This is a genomic window from Paradesulfitobacterium ferrireducens (assembly GCF_017310645.1).
GTDB classification, from domain to species: domain Bacteria; phylum Bacillota; class Desulfitobacteriia; order Desulfitobacteriales; family Desulfitobacteriaceae; genus Paradesulfitobacterium; species Paradesulfitobacterium ferrireducens.
Genome location: NZ_JAFLRH010000018.1, coordinates 57,481 through 73,383 on the forward strand (window position 1 = coordinate 57,481; position 15,903 = coordinate 73,383).

The 15,903-nt window shown below is 51.8% G+C and carries 16 protein-coding genes; 3 read left to right on the forward strand and 13 right to left on the reverse strand.

Annotated features, from left to right (window positions below):
* From J0X21_RS07040 to J0X21_RS07095, 12 genes are all read right to left on the reverse strand, one after another.
* Window positions 1-201, reverse strand: a complete 201-nt coding sequence (locus J0X21_RS07040) for a putative signal transducing protein (RefSeq protein ID WP_206811485.1) — start codon at window positions 199-201, stop codon at window positions 1-3.
* A gap of 36 nt (window positions 202-237) precedes the next feature.
* Entirely contained in the window at window positions 238-468 is a 231-nt protein-coding gene (mtrB, locus tag J0X21_RS07045) for a trp RNA-binding attenuation protein MtrB (protein WP_206811486.1), read from the reverse strand.
* 114 nt (window positions 469-582) lie between these two features.
* The gene (gene coaD, locus J0X21_RS07050; protein WP_206811487.1) at window positions 583-1,074 is read right to left on the reverse strand and encodes a pantetheine-phosphate adenylyltransferase; all 492 of its coding nucleotides are present in this window, start codon (window positions 1,072-1,074) and stop codon (window positions 583-585) included.
* Window positions 1,075-1,198: 124 nt separating this feature from the next.
* A complete protein-coding gene (locus J0X21_RS07055) occupies window positions 1,199-4,651 on the reverse strand; it encodes a DNA polymerase III subunit alpha (protein ID WP_206811488.1) in 3,453 nt (1,150 codons plus the stop codon).
* A 381-nt stretch (window positions 4,652-5,032) separates the two neighbouring features.
* Entirely contained in the window at window positions 5,033-6,346 is a 1,314-nt protein-coding gene (locus J0X21_RS07060; protein WP_206811489.1) for a DRTGG domain-containing protein, read from the reverse strand.
* 139 nt (window positions 6,347-6,485) lie between these two features.
* On the reverse strand, window positions 6,486-6,668 hold the full coding sequence (locus J0X21_RS07065) for a small, acid-soluble spore protein, alpha/beta type (protein ID WP_206811490.1): 183 nt from the start codon (window positions 6,666-6,668) through the stop codon (window positions 6,486-6,488).
* The gene (locus tag J0X21_RS07070) at window positions 6,661-6,801 is read right to left on the reverse strand and encodes a cleavage protein (protein WP_206811491.1); all 141 of its coding nucleotides are present in this window, start codon (window positions 6,799-6,801) and stop codon (window positions 6,661-6,663) included. Before J0X21_RS07070 ends, J0X21_RS07065 begins: the two co-directional genes overlap by 8 nt.
* A 115-nt stretch (window positions 6,802-6,916) precedes the next feature.
* A complete protein-coding gene (locus tag J0X21_RS07075) occupies window positions 6,917-7,609 on the reverse strand; it encodes a metal-dependent hydrolase (protein WP_206811492.1) in 693 nt (230 codons plus the stop codon).
* 25 nt (window positions 7,610-7,634) lie between these two features.
* Window positions 7,635-8,585, reverse strand: a complete 951-nt coding sequence (locus J0X21_RS07080; RefSeq protein WP_206811493.1) for a glycosyl hydrolase family 18 protein — start codon at window positions 8,583-8,585, stop codon at window positions 7,635-7,637.
* 201 nt (window positions 8,586-8,786) lie between these two features.
* On the reverse strand, window positions 8,787-9,815 hold the full coding sequence (locus tag J0X21_RS07085) for a glycosyltransferase family 4 protein (protein WP_206811494.1): 1,029 nt from the start codon (window positions 9,813-9,815) through the stop codon (window positions 8,787-8,789).
* 29 nt (window positions 9,816-9,844) lie between these two features.
* Window positions 9,845-10,291 (reverse strand): tRNA (cytidine(34)-2'-O)-methyltransferase, encoded by a 447-nt coding sequence (locus tag J0X21_RS07090; protein WP_206811531.1) that lies wholly within the window; start codon window positions 10,289-10,291, stop codon window positions 9,845-9,847.
* A gap of 52 nt (window positions 10,292-10,343) precedes the next feature.
* Window positions 10,344-10,547 (reverse strand): FmdB family zinc ribbon protein, encoded by a 204-nt coding sequence (locus J0X21_RS07095; protein ID WP_206811495.1) that lies wholly within the window; start codon window positions 10,545-10,547, stop codon window positions 10,344-10,346.
* A 365-nt stretch (window positions 10,548-10,912) separates the two neighbouring features.
* Between J0X21_RS07095 and J0X21_RS07100 the strand changes: the two genes are divergently transcribed.
* The 3 genes from J0X21_RS07100 to J0X21_RS07110 all read left to right on the forward strand — a co-directional run bounded on the left by J0X21_RS07100 (window position 10,913) and on the right by J0X21_RS07110 (window position 14,693).
* On the forward strand, window positions 10,913-12,832 hold the full coding sequence (locus tag J0X21_RS07100) for an aconitate hydratase (RefSeq protein ID WP_206811496.1): 1,920 nt from the start codon (window positions 10,913-10,915) through the stop codon (window positions 12,830-12,832).
* Window positions 12,833-13,038: 206 nt separating this feature from the next.
* Complete coding sequence (locus J0X21_RS07105; RefSeq protein ID WP_206811497.1) at window positions 13,039-13,536, forward strand: Lrp/AsnC family transcriptional regulator; 498 nt, start codon at window positions 13,039-13,041, stop codon at window positions 13,534-13,536.
* On the forward strand, window positions 13,533-14,693 hold the full coding sequence (locus tag J0X21_RS07110) for an aminotransferase class I/II-fold pyridoxal phosphate-dependent enzyme (protein ID WP_206811498.1): 1,161 nt from the start codon (window positions 13,533-13,535) through the stop codon (window positions 14,691-14,693). The genes J0X21_RS07105 and J0X21_RS07110 overlap by 4 nt, the downstream gene beginning before the upstream one ends.
* A gap of 26 nt (window positions 14,694-14,719) precedes the next feature.
* Here J0X21_RS07110 and queG read toward each other — a convergent pair whose 3' ends face one another.
* Window positions 14,720-15,871: a tRNA epoxyqueuosine(34) reductase QueG gene (gene queG / locus J0X21_RS07115; RefSeq protein ID WP_328812460.1), complete on the reverse strand. Its 1,152-nt coding sequence runs from the start codon at window positions 15,869-15,871 to the stop codon at window positions 14,720-14,722.
* Window positions 15,872-15,903 lie beyond the last annotated feature (32 nt).

Sequence of the window (15,903 nt, forward strand, 5' to 3'; positions counted from 1 at the left end):
TTAGCTCCCCATTACCGTGGTAATGATCTCATGGGCTTCCTCGGCCTCGGATTCAGGCACCAGAATCTCAACCGAGGCATGATCGCCCAGGTGCGAAGACCCAATCGTACGCAGTTGCACGAGCAATCCTTCATCTGTAAGAATCTTCTTGTACTTTTCAGCAATCCCTTTATTTGGAGCAATATAAACCACAGTCCACATTGACTTGATCCTCCTTGCGAAACCAGTAAGCCACGTTTAACAGCCTGCGGTAATCTCCCCGTGCTTAGTGTATATCACCGCTTGCCCGCGAATCTTAATCGCAGAAGTATGCTCAGTAAATTGAGCAATCATGACTTCCCCTTTGTCCAGCTTCTCGGAATGATGAAAACGGGTGTCTTTGCCGCGGGTCAGTCCGATAATCGTCACACCGTTTTCAAGCGCTTTTACCACGATATAATCATTGCCAAGTTCTATCATTTCAGGCATAGTAAGCACCTCAAGTCCAATTTTTCGGTATCATAATATCATAGGGCTGGACAATGTGCAAGAAAGCCCAGGAACGCAAGATACGACAATCCCCGGGCCGATTCCACAATTACATTAGTCGATGCGCGCGGTGGCGTATTTTTCAATTAAAGCTTTTTCCACATGCGGCGGCACCAGGTCGGACACACTTCCGTGCAGGCTGGCCGCCCACTTAATCGCACTCGAGCTGATAAAGGAATAATCGCTTTTAGCCACCAAAAAGACTGTTTCGATATCCGGGGCCAGTTTTTTATTCATTAAGGCCAGCTGAAATTCATACTCAAAGTCAGACATTACCCTGAGCCCACGAATGATCGCTTTTGCCATAGAGCGGCGGGCAAACTCGACCGTCAGCCCCTCAAAAACGCGGACACTGACACCGGGCATTCCTTGAGTTGCTTCTGTTAAGAGCTGCATCCTTTCTCCCAGGGAAAATAGCGGGGATTTATTACTATCAGCCGCAACTGCGATAATCACTTCATCAAAAACATCGGTTGCCCGTTGCAGGATGTCCAAATGCCCATAGGTAACCGGATCAAATGTACCCGGATAAATCGCAATACGCACTTTCTTATATCTCCTTTGCTAACATTCTGTCCTCATACTTCTCTATCAATTGACAGAATCCTCTTCATGTCGAACAATTTCTCATACAATACCACATGAGGCAAGATGCCTTGCTGAGCGAACTTTATCCCGCTTTCCAGGCCACATTTTCCGGACCCAATATTTTCCCCAATGCTTCCTGGACAGGCGTCCCCTCTTTTACCCAGAATTCCTGCTTGCTCTCCACGATCTTCTTATTGGACGTAAAATAGAAATACACCGGGTTCGATCCCGGAAAACGCTGAAGCAGGGACAACACTGCCTCAATCAGCTCACTGTTTTCGTCCGGAATCCTTAGAAACAATTTGGGGAGCTTCGTCCTAACCCCTTCGCGTTGGCGTGCGAACTCATCCACGTATTCATCCACCGGCACGATTCTCTCCGCAAAAATCTTCTTCTCCTCATCCCGCACCACATAACGCCCGCTGACAAAGACTGCCACGTCATTACCCAACCTTTGGATCTGAGGAAAAATCCGGGGAAAGACCAAAACGTCCATACTCCCGCTTAAATCTTCCAGCACAAAGCTGGCCATCATTTCCCCTTTTTTGGTCACGGTCTGACGCAAGGCGGTAATGATTCCGCCCAAAACCAGCGGCCGGTCCTCTTCCCATTCCTGGCAGGCTGCGATATCAAACGAAGTGACGTCTCGAATCTTAGACATTTTCTCCGCCAGAGGATGCCCGCTTAAATAGATTCCTAAATATTCCTTCTCCATAGCCAAGATTTCACTCTGAGAAAATTCCTCGACTGCGGGCAGCTCAGCCTCCCCCTCCTCCTCAACCGTTCCCAGGTCAAAGAGGGAGATCTGACCGGAATTCCGGTCTTTCTGCCGCCGGTTGACCATACTTAAAATCTCATCCATCAGGGCCAGGCCTTGACGCCGCGAACAGAAAGAGGAAAGTGCCCCGGCCCGGATCAAGCTTTCTAAAACCCGCTTATTCAAAACCTTGTTATCAACCCTGAGGCAGAAGTCCGAGAAGGACTTAAACGGTTCCGGCCTGCGCGCTTCCAGAATCTTTTCAATGACATTCAAACCCAGATTGCGGATCGCTCCCAAGCCGAAGCGGATTTTATCCCCTTCCAGGCGAAAACCGGCTTCACTGTGCTGCACATCCGGGGCCAGAACCTCAAGCCCCTGCTGGCGTGCTTCCTGAATATAAAATGAAACTTTATCCGAAGAATCCATAACTGTACTGAGGAGGGCCGCCATAAATTCAGCCGGGTAATTGGCTTTCAAATAAGCCGTCTGATAGGAAATCACGGCATAGGCGGTGGCGTGTCCCTTATTAAACCCGTACTCCGCAAATTTAGCCATTAAATCAAAAATCTCTTCCGCCTCAGCCTGAGACAGCCCCATATTTAGAGCCCCGGGGATCACCGTCTTGCCCTCAGCGTCTTTCAGCCCGTAAATAAAGTTCTGGCGTTCCTCATCCATGATTTCTTTTTTCTTCTTGCCCATGGCCCGCCTGAGCAAATCGGCGCGCCCCAGGGAATATCCGGCCAAATCCCGGGCAATCTGCATCACCTGTTCCTGGTAGACAATAATCCCATAGGTAGTTTTCAAAATGGGCTCCAGCTTGGGATGAAGGTAGGTGATCTTCCCGCCATGCTTACGCCGGATATACTCCGGAATCTGTTCCATGGGGCCAGGGCGGTAAAGTGCATTGACAGCAATAATATCCTCAAAGCAGGAAGGCTTTAAGTCTTTGAGAATGGCCCGCATTCCGCCGCTTTCCAACTGGAAGACCCCACTGCTGTTACCGGCTGAGAGCAAGGCATAGGTGGCTTGGTCATCGAGGGGCAGGGTTTGCAAATTAAGTTTGACTCCCCGTGTCTCCTCAATTAAGCGCACGCTTTCCCGAAGAATGGTGAGATTGCGCAAGCCCAGGAAGTCCATTTTCAAAAGCCCGATTTCCTCGACCGTCTTCATCGGGAACTGGGTCATGAGAAACCCGTCCGAAGTTTTCTGCAGGGGCAGATAGTTAGTTAAGGGGTCTTTGGCAATCACCACACCCGCCGCATGAGTTGAGGCGTGCCGGGGCATCCCCTCTACCGCCAAAGCTAACTCGTACAAGCGTTTAATTTCTTGATCCTCTTCAACCATGCGGGCGAGTTCCGGGGACAGGCTTAATGCTTTCTCCAAGGTCATGCCCAGGTCGTTGGGAACCGCTTTGGCCACTTTATCCACCCGGCCCAGCGGGATGCCCAGAACCCGGCCTATATCCCGGATCGCACCCTTGGCCCCCATGGTGCCGAAGGTGATAATCTGGCATACCCGGTCCGCGCCGTACTTGTCCGTCACATAGTGAATGACGCGTTCGCGCCCTTCCGGGTCAAAGTCGATATCAATATCCGGCATGCTAATGCGCTCCGGATTCAGAAAGCGTTCAAACAAAAGCTCATGCCTGAGGGGTTCGACTGAGGTGATTCCCAATAAATATGCGACCATGCTCGCCGCCGCCGAGCCGCGCCCCGGCCCGACAGCCACTCCGTGTTCCCGCGCATAGCGGCAAAAATCAGCCACGATCAGGAAATACCCGGAAAAGCCGGTCTGGGCAATAACCTTTAACTCATATTCCAGGCGCTCGCGCTCCTTGTCCCCGGCCTCAGGGTACAAAACCGGAAAGGCCTTGAGGCATTCCTGCCTTAAGTATTCATCCAGGCTCAGCCCCGGCGGTGCCTGAAATACCGGCAAATAATTGTTCCCGAATTGGAACTCAAGGCAGCATCGCTCCGCGATCCGGGCGGTATTTTCCAACACTTCAGGGTGCTCGCCGAAAAGCAAATGCATTTCCTCTTCAGACTTCAGGTACATATCCTGGCTGGAAAAGCTCATGCGCGCAGCGTCAGCCATGGTTTTTCCGGTCTGAATGCACAAAAGGACATCCTGGACAAACGCATCCTCGCGCTCGACATAATGCACATCATTAGTCGCCGCCAGCGGGATCCCGGTCTCCTCATGAACCCGCCACAGCCCCGCGTTTACTTTCCTCTGATCGCTCAGGCCGTGATCCTGAAGCTCGAGATAGAATGAGCCTTTCCCGAAAATCTCCTCGTATTCGCGGGCCGCCGCGCAGGCATCATTGAACCGGTCCTGCACCAGATTCTCGGCCACTTCCCCGGCCAGGCAGCCGCTGAGCGCAATCAGGCCCTCTGAGTGTTCCCTTAAGATCTCTTTATCCACCCTGGGTTTATAATAAAAACCGTCTATGTAGGCTGCCGACACCAGGCTCACCAAGTTGCGGTAGCCGGTTTCATTTTCCGCCAGGAGCACCAAGTGATAATTGGCATCATCCCGGCCCGGCGTCCGGTCCGTCCGCTTAAAGGGCGCGACGTAAACCTCGCATCCGATAACCGGTTTAATGCCTGCTTTCTTACAGGCTTTATAGAAATCAATCACTCCATACATTGAACCGTGGTCCGTAATCGCCAAAGCCTTCATCCCCAGAGCCGCCGCCCGTTTAACCACCTTGTCGATCCGGGCCGCCCCGTCCAAGAGGCTGTACTCAGTATGGACATGTAAATGGACGAACATTAATCATAACACTCCTCTTAACTAAAACAGAGAAATATCTTAAGTGAAAAGGTATTCAGAATTCAGGAGTCAGAAGTCAGACTCCCATGCCGCTATGCGGCACCACTGATGGATGAAAATAGCCAAGGTGCATTACCCGCTCACCACGCGCCGGAGCTGTTCGCTTGTTGATTCAGCTACAGCGCCAAACCTTAGGGTAATACCTGAAGTGAACCGTGACGCTGCTTAACGCTGAATCAACTGCGCTCTCGACGCTCCTCTGCTCTACGGTTCGCTAAGTAATTGCCCCTCGTCTATTTTCAGGGCAGAAGTCAGAATAAAATCGACGTTTCTCTCACCTGAATTCTGACTCCTGTCTCCTGACTCCTGTACAGCCCCGCATTACCCGAGCTGTTTCTCCCCCATGCGCGCCGTCATCAGCCCTTTGGCCACGATCTCCGGGCCGGAGGTTACTTCGATTTCAATGTTGCAGTGTTTTTTGGCCACTAATAGCAGCTTGGCAGTCACTTTGATAACTGTACCGACGGAAATCGGCTGCATCTGGTACACGGTAAAGTTCTCCGTAATCGCATCCAAGCGGTAGCGTTTACGGAGGGCGATATACCCGGCCATATTCATCACAGTCACCAAAACCCCGATCCCGGCCGAACCGAACTCATTGACCATAAAGCGGGTAATCTCCCCTTCAATGGTCAGGTGCTCCGGATCTTCCACATAGCGAAACCCGCTTAAGACCACGTTATCCACCGTTTCCCCGAATTGGGGCTGTTTTTGCACCTGCTGGTAGGCTTCAATCACGTCTTGCAAACTGATGATGCCGATAAGCTTGTCCCCGTCCACGACCGCCGCAATGTCCCAGCCTTCCCAGACCATAATCCGGGAAATGTGGGTGACCGGATCGTCCCGTCCTACTACAAACGGATTCGGGTTCATAACCTCCACAATCGAGGTTTTCAGTTCTGCTCCCGCCACATCGACCGCCGTAACTACCCCAACTACATTCATCTGCTCATCAACCACCGGAAAACGGCTGTGGCCTGAACGCTGAGAAAGCTCGCGCCAGTCTTCAACCGTGGCCTCCGTACGCAAGTAACTGACATCCTTTACCATGATGTCTTCCACTAAGATCAGTTCCTTCTCAATCAGGCGGTCATACAAAGCCCTGTTAATCATAGTCGTGACCACAAAGGTATCATAAGAAGACTGAATGATCGGCAGACCTTTGGCTTGAGCCAGCTTGACCACTTCTTTATCCGGATCCAGTCCTCCCGTGACCAACAGAGGGGCTCCATACTGGAGGGCCAGCAGCTGCGCATCCCGCCGGTTCCCGACAATGCAGAGAGCGCCTTTTTCCAGATAGCGCACCATCGCCTCCAGCTCCATGGCTGCAATGATAAACTTGCTTGGGGAGCGGTCCATATGCTCTCCCCCGCAAATGATAACCCCTTCCACAATTTGTGCGACTTCTCGCAAAGTCAGATCCTCAATCTGCCTCTCCTTGACTCCTTCAATACGAATCGTACCCACTTTGGGGATAGACCGCACCAGCCCTTTCGCTTCAGCTTCTTTGATAGCGCGGTAAGCCGTTCCCTCGCTCACATCCAATTCTTTGGCAATAAAACGGACGGAGACTTTACTGCCAATCTCGAGGTTTTCGATAAAGGTTAAAATCTGTTGATGCTTCGTCTTGCTCACTTAAGACGCTCCCCACTCAATCTGAGAAATATACATTTAAGGTGGAGTTTACGCTCCACCTTAATCTTAATTCCAATGTGATTATATCATAATAACATCGCTTGTTCTATAACAGAAGAGTAAACCTAACTGAAGTAAGTTAGTTGGACCCGCGTTTCAAGCGCTGGGTCATCATCCCTCCGATGCGCCCGGCATCCTCGGCGCTTAAGGAATCCCAGCCTTTGGTTTTAACTTGCTCTAGCAGCCCCAGCTCCGCAGCAATTTCCATTTTTAGCGGTTCCAGCGGGTTGGTTTTCTTTAAACGCGGCTTCGGCTTATTCATGGATCATCCCTCCCAGATAAAGAGCTCCTTCGTAATGAGGGCATGTCTGCTGCCGTTCGCCCAGTCGGTGTTCAAGACGGCAGCGCCCGTCGACAGCGTACAAGCAATTGGCCGTGCATAATTTGCGAGTCATCAGGCATTCATCTCCTCATTAGAGAGTTTTGCCTTTTTTTGCAAAAAATATCCCGCCTTAAGAGGCGGGAGACAGAGTTATATTTTAGATAAGACAATACCCTTCAAGATCGAAGTTACACTTCCAGAAATTCACCCGGAACCAGGGCCACACCCCTGCTTTCCGGTGCTTTGCGCTGGAGCATGGTCAAAAATTCTCCCACATCCTGTTCAATTACCGGAAAGGTATTGTAATGCATCGGAATCACGTATTTCGCCCGGATCAATTGCGCCGCGTACACGGCATCATCCGGGCCCATCACATAATTGTCCCCGATCGGAAGCATGGCAACCTCCAGCGGATGCCGGCGGCCGATCAGCTCCATATCACTGAAAAGCCCCGTATCCCCGGCATAATACAGCCAGCGCCCTTCCAGTTGAAGCAGGAACCCACAGGCCGGGCCGCCGTAAATCATCCCGTTCTCCGTTTCAATTCCGGACCCGTGCCAAGCGGGAGTCAGCTTTACCGTTCCGAAGGGGAAGCGGAATTTTCCCCCGATATGCATGGCATGGGTGCTGGCGCCCTGTTTTCTGCAATAAGCGGCAAGCTCCGCTGTAGAGATAATAGTGGCCCCGGTTGTGCGGGCGATACTCAGGGCATCACCCAAGTGATCCCTATGTCCGTGCGTCACCAGCACTGCGGCTACATCTATCAAATCTTCCGGCTTAACATCTGCCTGGGGATTTCCGCTGAGAAACGGGTCAATCAAGATATTACCGGCAGTTGTTTTAATTTCAAAACAAGCATGTCCATGAAAAACGATATGCATAGCTAGGCCTCCTTAACCACTGAATTTAAATATTTGCACTTAAAAGCTCCCAAAACTCCGGATAGCTTAAATTCATTTCCCATAGGGCGACCCCGCCGATTCCTTTACGTTTAGCCAAATCTAACTTTTCCTTGAGGCTGCGCAAATCTTCGAAATAGACGGTGTGCCGCTGTCCCCTGGTCTCATACCGAAAAAACGTACTGTGCTGCTCAGAATCCCATTGCAACGGAGCTCCGTAGCGGCGGGCAAGTTCGTGCGCCCGTTTATACCCGATCACCTGAGCCTTGCCGGGGCGCTCCCAATCATACCCATAAAGAGGCAAGCCTAAGTAGAGCTTAGAGGCGGAAATATTAGCAAGGGCGTAATTCAAGACCCGGGTCACCCAGGGTAAGGATGCTACTGATCCAGGCGAGCTGCCCGGCCAATGTTCTTCATACGTCATTAAGATTACCTGGTCCACACTTTGACCTAAGGCCCGGTAATCGAAAACCCCTTTCCAGACATCCGTCCTCTCATCTGAGGTTTTTGCGGGAACATCAATACTTACCAGATAATTAACACCTTTGAAACGGGCTGTCCAGGTATTAATAAAACGACTAAACAACGTCCGGTCTTCCGGAGAGCCTTTTTCTAAATCAAAATTGACCCCATCGAACTTATAAGTAACTAAGAGATTATAAATGTTGCGCCAGACCCTATCGGCAAAAACCGGTTCTCTTATTAAACGGCTGATTAACGGAGTTGAAAACTGCCCCTCCGCTGTCAGATTGCTAACCACCAGAAAAACCTTGATTCCCAAGGCATGTGCTTCCGCAATCAAGCGGCGGCTGGGTGTTCCTTGCAACTCCCCGTTCGCCTGAATAGATATCTCGAATAAGGCCATATCATCTAAAAGGCTGCCATATTCCTGTAAGTAGCGGTAACCTCTTGCCTGTTCCGTAAGACCGTTATAAAAAGCAAATACCCGCAAAGCCATAGTCTCACCCCTTTCGCACCATTCTATGCACGAGGATGCTTAAGAGTGAGCTAAATTAGCTGGTTAGTAGTCAGAATTCAGGAGTCCAGAATTCAGGAGTCAGGAGTCAGTAGGATTCTTGTATTCCTTTAGGGTCTTATCATTTTGATTTTACCAAAAAATATTCTGACTCCTGTCTGCTGACTCCTGAGTACTTACGGTTTACTTCCCGTGCCGGCGGCTGAGGACTCCCATGAGACCTGGGCGCCGCATTAAAATTCTCACCAATAAGATGAAATTGGCTACTAATAAAACCGTAGCCCAAATCCAAGACCCAACCGCTCCCAGGACTGCAACCAAGCCGAAGGAAGCACTCATGGCATAGAGCAAAAACACCGCCTGCCTCTGGGAAAGCCCCGCATCTAAAAGCCGGTGATGCAGGTGCCCGCGGTCAGCAATAGCAATCGAGCGGCCGCGAAGCTTGCGCCGGATAATCGCAAAAGCCATATCCGTGAGCGGCATCCCCAAAACCAGGAGCGGAAAGACCAATCCGAGGACGGTCGCTGTTTTTAACAAACCCATAATGGAAATGCCGCCGATCACGTATCCCAGAAACATGCTCCCGGAATCCCCCATGAAAACCCGCGCCGGATGAAAATTATAAAAGAGAAAGCCTAGCGTGGCTCCGGCTAAGGCCAGGGTTAAATTCCCCGCATCCTCCATCCCGATGCGATTGGCAGACCAAAAGAGCAGTAAAGCGGCCCCGAAACAAATCCCTGCAGCCAAACCATCCAGGCCATCCGAAATATTTACGGTATTAACCAGGCCCACAATCCAAAAGACCGTCAGCAAGAGCCCGAGCGCCCCAAAAGGAATCAGCCCAAGGATAGGCAGGGACACTTGATACATATTATATCCATAAAAAAGCAGAATGCTTGCCGCGGCGATCTGCCACAGGAGCTTGGTCCACGGCCGGATCCCACGGATATCATCCCAGACACCGACCATCAGGATCAGGGTGCTCCCAAAAAACAAGCCCCAGATCGGCTGATCCCATCCCTGGGTCAGATAAACAGCCAGCCAAAAGGCAGCATAAATAGCCAGCCCTCCCAAGCGCGGAATGGGCCGTTTATGCACCCGCCTTCCCCCGGGATAATCAATCGCTTTCCAGCGTTTGGCCAGTATCATGGACACCGGGGTGGCGGTAGTTGCGACGACCAAAGCAATGATAAAGGTTAATACATAAGTCATGGCAATTTCTTAACCCTCCGTCCGCTCACTCAAACTAACCCGGGATAATTCCATTGGCGCAAGGCCTCATACACCACTACGGCCACGGAATTGGACAAATTAAGGGACCTGGCTTCAGCGCGCATCGGCAAGCGCATCGTTGTCTCCGGGTACTTGGCTAAAATCTCCGGGGCCAAGCCTTTGGTTTCTTTGCCGAAAAGGAAGTACCCTCCCTGCTCAAACCGGATATCCGAATGGGCGCGTTCTCCTTTGGTTGTTGCCAGATAACGGGGGCCCACCGGGTTTTTCTCCTCAAAGTCTAAAAAATTTTCATAAATTAAAATATCTAGGAGATGCCAGTAATCTAAACCCGCCCGTTTTAAGTACTTATCATTCAATTCAAAACCCAATGGTTTCACTAAATGCAGGGTCGCTCCGGTGGCCGCGCATAAACGGGCCACATTTCCGGTATTGGGCGGAATTTCCGGTTCAACCATGACAATATTCAAAAACCTGTTCAAGAGGTAAGTTCCTTTCTCTAAGAGCAATCTAGCGGCAGCCCGAACACCGGCTGCAGTCCGAAGCGCAGCTCTTGCCCCCGGCTACTCCGGGAGCGGTAAAACCTGAGATTTTCCGGCACAGACCTACCTGCCCGCATCCGGGACAAACAAGACTATCTCCTGATTCACCCAGGCGGCAGAGTTTGTTGAAGGTCTGCCCGCACCGGGGACACTTAAATTCATAGATCGGCATCTTGACTCTCCTTTTCCACCCTATTATAACCCGAAAACGCTGCCAAAGCCAAAAAATATAAGAACAAGACGCTGACCGACTGGCCTGCGCCTTATCCGCTTTATTTTTTGCTCAACTTAATAGCATATACTTTTCACTTGATTCGTCCCGGAGTTTTATAAATTATAACAATAATGTCCTAAAAAAATTTTGTATACTTGTGTAATTCCTCTGGATGTTTCAAGCAGTTTTTGATACAGTTAAAATGTTATTTTTTTTGTGTTCTAAAAAAGCTTAAGGTACTCTTTGACCCGTTTTATTTCATTAATTTTTTCCGGTGATTAACTCAATTATTTAAATCGTGTTCTATAGAAGGAGTGTTAAGAATGGGACAAAGCTTGACCCATAAAATTTTAGACGCGCATCTGGTCTCCGGTCACCTGGGTTCCGGAAAGGAAATCGGGATTCGCATCGATCAGACCCTGACCCAAGATGCCACCGGGACTATGGCGTATTTACAGTTTGAAGCCATGGGCATACCACGGGTTAAAACTGAGCTTTCTGTAAGTTATGTCGATCATAACACCCTGCAAACCGGGTTTGAAAATGCGGATGACCATGCCTTTTTGCAAAGTGCGGCCGCCCGTTTCGGCATAAACTTCTCCCGCCCGGGCAACGGGATCTGCCACCAAGTGCATTTAGAGCGTTTCGGCAAACCCGGGAAAACCTTGCTCGGATCGGACAGCCACACCCCGACAGGGGGCGGCATCGGCATGCTCGCCATCGGCGCCGGCGGCCTGGATGTGGCCGTAGCCATGGGGGGCGGTGCTTTTTATCTTCCGGACCCGAAAGTGGTGCAAGTCAGGCTGGAGGGAACGCTTCCGGATTGGGTTTCAGCAAAGGACATTATTCTGGAACTGTTGCGCCGTCTCACCGTCAAAGGCGGTGTCGGCAAAATCATCGAATACACGGGTCCCGGCGTGGCCCTGCTCACCGTTCCGGAACGCGCGACCATCACCAATATGGGAGCGGAACTGGGGGCAACCGCCTCGGTATTTCCCAGTGATGCCCAAACCCTGGCCTTCTTAAAAGCCCAGGGGAGAGCGGAAGACTGGGTTGAACTCTCAGCCGATGCGGATGCCGTTTATGATGAAGAAGTGGTAATTCACTTAAGCGAGCTTACCCCTCTGGTCGCCCAGCCCCACAGCCCGGATCGGGTGGTTGCGGTGAGCGAACTGGCGGATGTTCCGGTAAATCAAGTAGCGATCGGAAGCTGCACCAACTCTTCTTACCGTGATTTGATGCGGGTGGCTGCCATCTTAAAGGGCAAACGGGTTCATCCCGATGTGAGCCTGGTCATTGCTCCCGGCTCACGCCAGGTCTTGACGATGTTAGCCTCCAACGGCGCCTTGACCGATCTGCTCGATGCCGGAGCGCGTCTTCTGGAGTCGGCCTGCGGCCCCTGCATCGGGATGGGTCAGTCCCCTTCCTCGGGAGCCGTGTCTGTACGCACATTTAACCGCAATTTCGAAGGCCGCAGCGGCACGGCTGATGCCAAGGTCTACCTGGCCGGCCCGGAAATCGCTGCCGCCAGCGCCCTGACCGGACATTTAACCGACCCCCGCACTTTAGGACCGGCCCCCGTGATTGAATTGCCCGAGACTTTCCGCATTGATGACTCGATGATCCTACCGGCCCAAGACCCGGAGACACCGATTCGGCGCGGTCCCAATATCAAGCCTCTGCCTATTGCTCCGGCCCTTGCGGACACCCTCGAACTGCCGGTGCTCTTAAAGCTTAGCAATAACATCACCACAGATGATATTATGCCTGCCGGTTCCAAAATCCTTCCTCTGCGCTCAAATATCCCGGCCATTTCGGAATATGTCTTCCATAAAATCGACCCCGAATTCCCGGCAAAAGCGCGGGCAGCCGGCCAGGGAATGGTGGTTGCCGGCCACAATTACGGTCAAGGATCCAGCCGCGAACACGCCGCCCTGGCTCCCATGTATTTAGGGGTTAGAGTGGTTCTGGCCCAGAGCTTTGCCCGCATCCACCGAGCCAATCTGATCAACTTCGGCATCCTGCCTCTCACCTTTGTCAAGGAAGAGGATTTGGAACGTCTTAGAGAAGGTGCAAAAATAAAACTTTCGGGCCTCAGGGCCGCGGTTTTGAACCCCGGGCCGTTTGCACTCTCTATTGATGGACAAGCTGAACCCATCATGGTTCAGCATAACCTTACCAAACGGCAAGCCGAGATTTTGCTGGCCGGCGGGCTCTTAAACGCAACCAAGAATTCACTGTAATCAATTTGGCTGACAAGTTAGGATCTAAAAATGAAATTGGTGGGCTGAGCGCCCACCAGTCTTTTTTTCTGTTATATAACTAGACAAACAATTACAGTTATTGTTATAATATAAGCTTAATTTGCTTCTGAATAATTTTCTATTGTTATAATACAGTTACCTGTGTTATCATGATGTTGTATCTTATTTAGGAAGGAGATTAAGAGATGCTGTCAGATCAAGACCGTAAACTGCTGTCCTTGATTTCCCAGGATTGCCGTTTGACGCCTGAAGAACTCTCCGTCCAAAGCGGGCTGGAGGTGGAGTACATTCGCGAGCGCATCCGGCAATGGGAAGAAGACAAAGTCATCGTCCAATACCACCCGCTCATCGATTGGGAAAAAGCCGGAGACGAGAAAGTCGCAGCCCTGATTGAAGTAAAAGTATTGCCGCAAAGAGGTTTCGGCTTCGACAAAATCGCCAAGCGCTTGCAAAAGTACCCCCAGATTAAGACCGTCTTTCTCATGTCGGGAGCGTATGATTTAGCCCTGCTGATCGAAGGACAGACCATGCAGGAAGTGGCCATGTTTGTCGCTGAAAAGCTGGCGACGCTCGAACATATTCAAAGCACGGCGACTCATTTTGTTCTCCGCCGCTATAAACAAGACGGGGTGGAACTGATGAATCAGGAAGAGACGGCTCAACGTCTCGTGGTCTCCCCATGAACAAGTACCTTAACTCTACCGTACGCGACATGCCCCCCTCCGGAATTCGCAGGTTCTTTGACTTGGTATCCACGATGAAAGACGTGGTCTCATTAGGAGTGGGGGAACCCGACTTTGTCACCCCTTGGACCGTCCGGGAAAGCGGCATCTTTTCCCTGGAACAGGGCCAGACCATGTACACAAGCAATGCCGGTCTTTTAGAACTGCGCCAGGAGCTCGCCCGCTATTTAAAAAAGCAGAACGGGGTTGAGTATAACCCAAACGGCGAGATTTTGGTTACAGTCGGAGCGAGCGAAGCGGTTGACTTGGTCATGCGCGCGCTCTTAAACCCCGGGGATGAGGTGCTGATTCCCGATCCCTCGTATATTTCCTATGCACCCTGCACTGCGCTCTCCGGAGGGGTGGTAAAGTACGTGCCCACACGGGAACAAGAGGATTTCCGCTTGCGGGTGCAGGATCTGGAGCGCAGTTACTCCCCGAAGTCCAAGCTCTTGGTCTTAGCCTACCCCAACAATCCCACCGGAGCTATCATGACCAGAGAAGACCTGCTCCCGATTGCCAAATTTGTCAAGGAAAAAGACCTGATCGTCTTAGCGGATGAAATATATTCCGACCTCACTTATGCCGGAACCCATACCGCCTTTGCCAGCCTTCCCGGGATGCGTGAGCGCACCCTGCACGTGAGCGGGTTTTCCAAGGCCTATGCCATGACCGGCTGGCGCCTGGGCTATGTCGCCGGGAACGCTGACTTAATCCACGGCATGACCAAAATTCATCAATATACTATTTTATGCGCCTCGATTACGGCCCAGTATGCAGCCATCGAAGCCCTGACTGCCGCCGGATCGGCCAAGCGGGACATGGTAGCAACCTATGACCAGCGCCGCCGCCTTATTGTCCAGGGCTTCCGCGATATGGGCTTATCCTGTTTCGAACCCCTGGGGGCATTTTATGCCTTCCCCAATATCTCTGCCACCGGTCTTTCCTCAGAAGAGTTTTGCGAAAAACTTCTCGAAGAGGAAAAAGTAGCCGTGGTTCCCGGCTCCGTATTCGGCCCTTCCGGGGAAGGGCACATCCGCTGCTCCTACGCCTATTCCACCGACCAGATCAGCGCAGCCCTGGAGCGGATCGGCCGCTTTGTCAAACGGAGAATCTAACAAGATTAGGAAACAGAAGACAGAAGTCAGGAGTCAGAATGCGAATCGATATACGGCAAAATCAACGCAGGGATTTCCCCATTTTCCGCCCGCTCCTTGAGCCATGCCTGCAAACGGGGATCACCGGCCTGCTTTAAAGCCAGGTAAGCGTTGCGCTGAAGTATCCCTTTGCCGCGCCAACCGGCCGCACTGGCTCGAAAACGGCGGTTAAACTCCCCTTTGGTCAAGTTTAAGGTATCATATAAATCCACACCCCGGTAATTATTGTTGAGCATAAACGGCACCGGTTCCCCTTGCCGTTTATGCTCTTTTTCATGCATTTGTTCCTGTACCCGATCTCGCTCCAGCTCCTGTTTTCGTTCTTGCTCCAGCTCCTGTGCTCGTTCCCGCTCCTGCTCGATGCGCTCCCGATTATGCGGGCAGACCTCCTGGCAGGTATCACAGCCGAAAATCCGCCCGCCCAGCCTCTGAGCACTCTCCCTGTCTAAGACCTCTTTGCTTTGGGTAAGATAGGAGAAACAGCGGCGGGCCGCGAAAGTTTCCCGGCCGATGACCTGTGCCGGGCAGGCTGTCCGGCATAAGGTGCACGCACCGCATTGATCGGACACAGGACAGTCAGGAGCCAGTTCCCGGTCCAGCAAAAGAAGGGCTAAAGCAACAAAAGAGCCGTATCCGGGGACAATCAACTGCTGATTGCGTCCGATCCAGCCCACTCCGGCTCTTAGCGCAAAGGCGCGCTCCACCAGCGGCCCGGTATCCACCTGGGTCTTGGGTGGTAAGGAGGGCCATCCGTCTTCCAGGATTTTGGCGCTTAAGGCTTCCAGTTTTTCCTGCACCAGCCGGTGATAATCTTCCCCCACCGCTGAACGCGCTAACACCCCTTCTCCCGCACGAGCGGGTGTGCTTAAGGGAAGGGGATATGCCAGAACCACTACCGTTTCGCACTCCGGCCACACGGCTTTTGGATTGACGCGCAGCTCCCACTCCACGCTTTCAAAGGATGTAGCCTCTCCCCGCGCCGCCCGCCGCTCAAGCATCTCCTTTAAGCCCTCCACCGGCGCGGCTGAAGTGAACCCCGCGGCCACAAAGCCCAAATCCGCCGCCCATTTTTTAATATTCTTTTTCCACACATCCGCAGATATATCTAAAGACTGGTTCTTCTGAACCACCGGTGACACATCCTCCTGGTTTTGTTATCCATCACTATTCT

Excerpts from the sequence above, each read along its gene's own strand:
- J0X21_RS07040 (WP_206811485.1), bottom strand. The coding sequence starts at position 201 with ATGTGGACTGTGGTTTATATTGCTCCAAATAAAGGGATTGCTGAAAAG.
- mtrB (WP_206811486.1), bottom strand. The coding sequence starts at position 468 with ATGCCTGAAATGATAGAACTTGGCAATGATTATATCGTGGTAAAAGCG.
- J0X21_RS07055 (WP_206811488.1), bottom strand. The coding sequence starts at position 4,651 with ATGTTCGTCCATTTACATGTCCATACTGAGTACAGCCTCTTGGACGGG.
- J0X21_RS07065 (WP_206811490.1), bottom strand. The coding sequence starts at position 6,668 with ATGAATAAGCCGAAGCCGCGTTTAAAGAAAACCAACCCGCTGGAACCG.
- J0X21_RS07070 (WP_206811491.1), bottom strand. The coding sequence starts at position 6,801 with ATGACTCGCAAATTATGCACGGCCAATTGCTTGTACGCTGTCGACGGG.
- J0X21_RS07075 (WP_206811492.1), bottom strand. The coding sequence starts at position 7,609 with ATGCATATCGTTTTTCATGGACATGCTTGTTTTGAAATTAAAACAACT.
- J0X21_RS07080 (WP_206811493.1), bottom strand. The coding sequence starts at position 8,585 with ATGGCTTTGCGGGTATTTGCTTTTTATAACGGTCTTACGGAACAGGCA.
- J0X21_RS07085 (WP_206811494.1), bottom strand. The coding sequence starts at position 9,815 with ATGACTTATGTATTAACCTTTATCATTGCTTTGGTCGTCGCAACTACC.
- J0X21_RS07090 (WP_206811531.1), bottom strand. The coding sequence starts at position 10,291 with ATGGTTGAACCGGAAATTCCGCCCAATACCGGAAATGTGGCCCGTTTA.
- J0X21_RS07095 (WP_206811495.1), bottom strand. The coding sequence starts at position 10,547 with ATGCCGATCTATGAATTTAAGTGTCCCCGGTGCGGGCAGACCTTCAAC.
- J0X21_RS07100 (WP_206811496.1), top strand. The coding sequence starts at position 10,913 with ATGGGACAAAGCTTGACCCATAAAATTTTAGACGCGCATCTGGTCTCC.
- J0X21_RS07105 (WP_206811497.1), top strand. The coding sequence starts at position 13,039 with ATGCTGTCAGATCAAGACCGTAAACTGCTGTCCTTGATTTCCCAGGAT.
- J0X21_RS07110 (WP_206811498.1), top strand. The coding sequence starts at position 13,533 with ATGAACAAGTACCTTAACTCTACCGTACGCGACATGCCCCCCTCCGGA.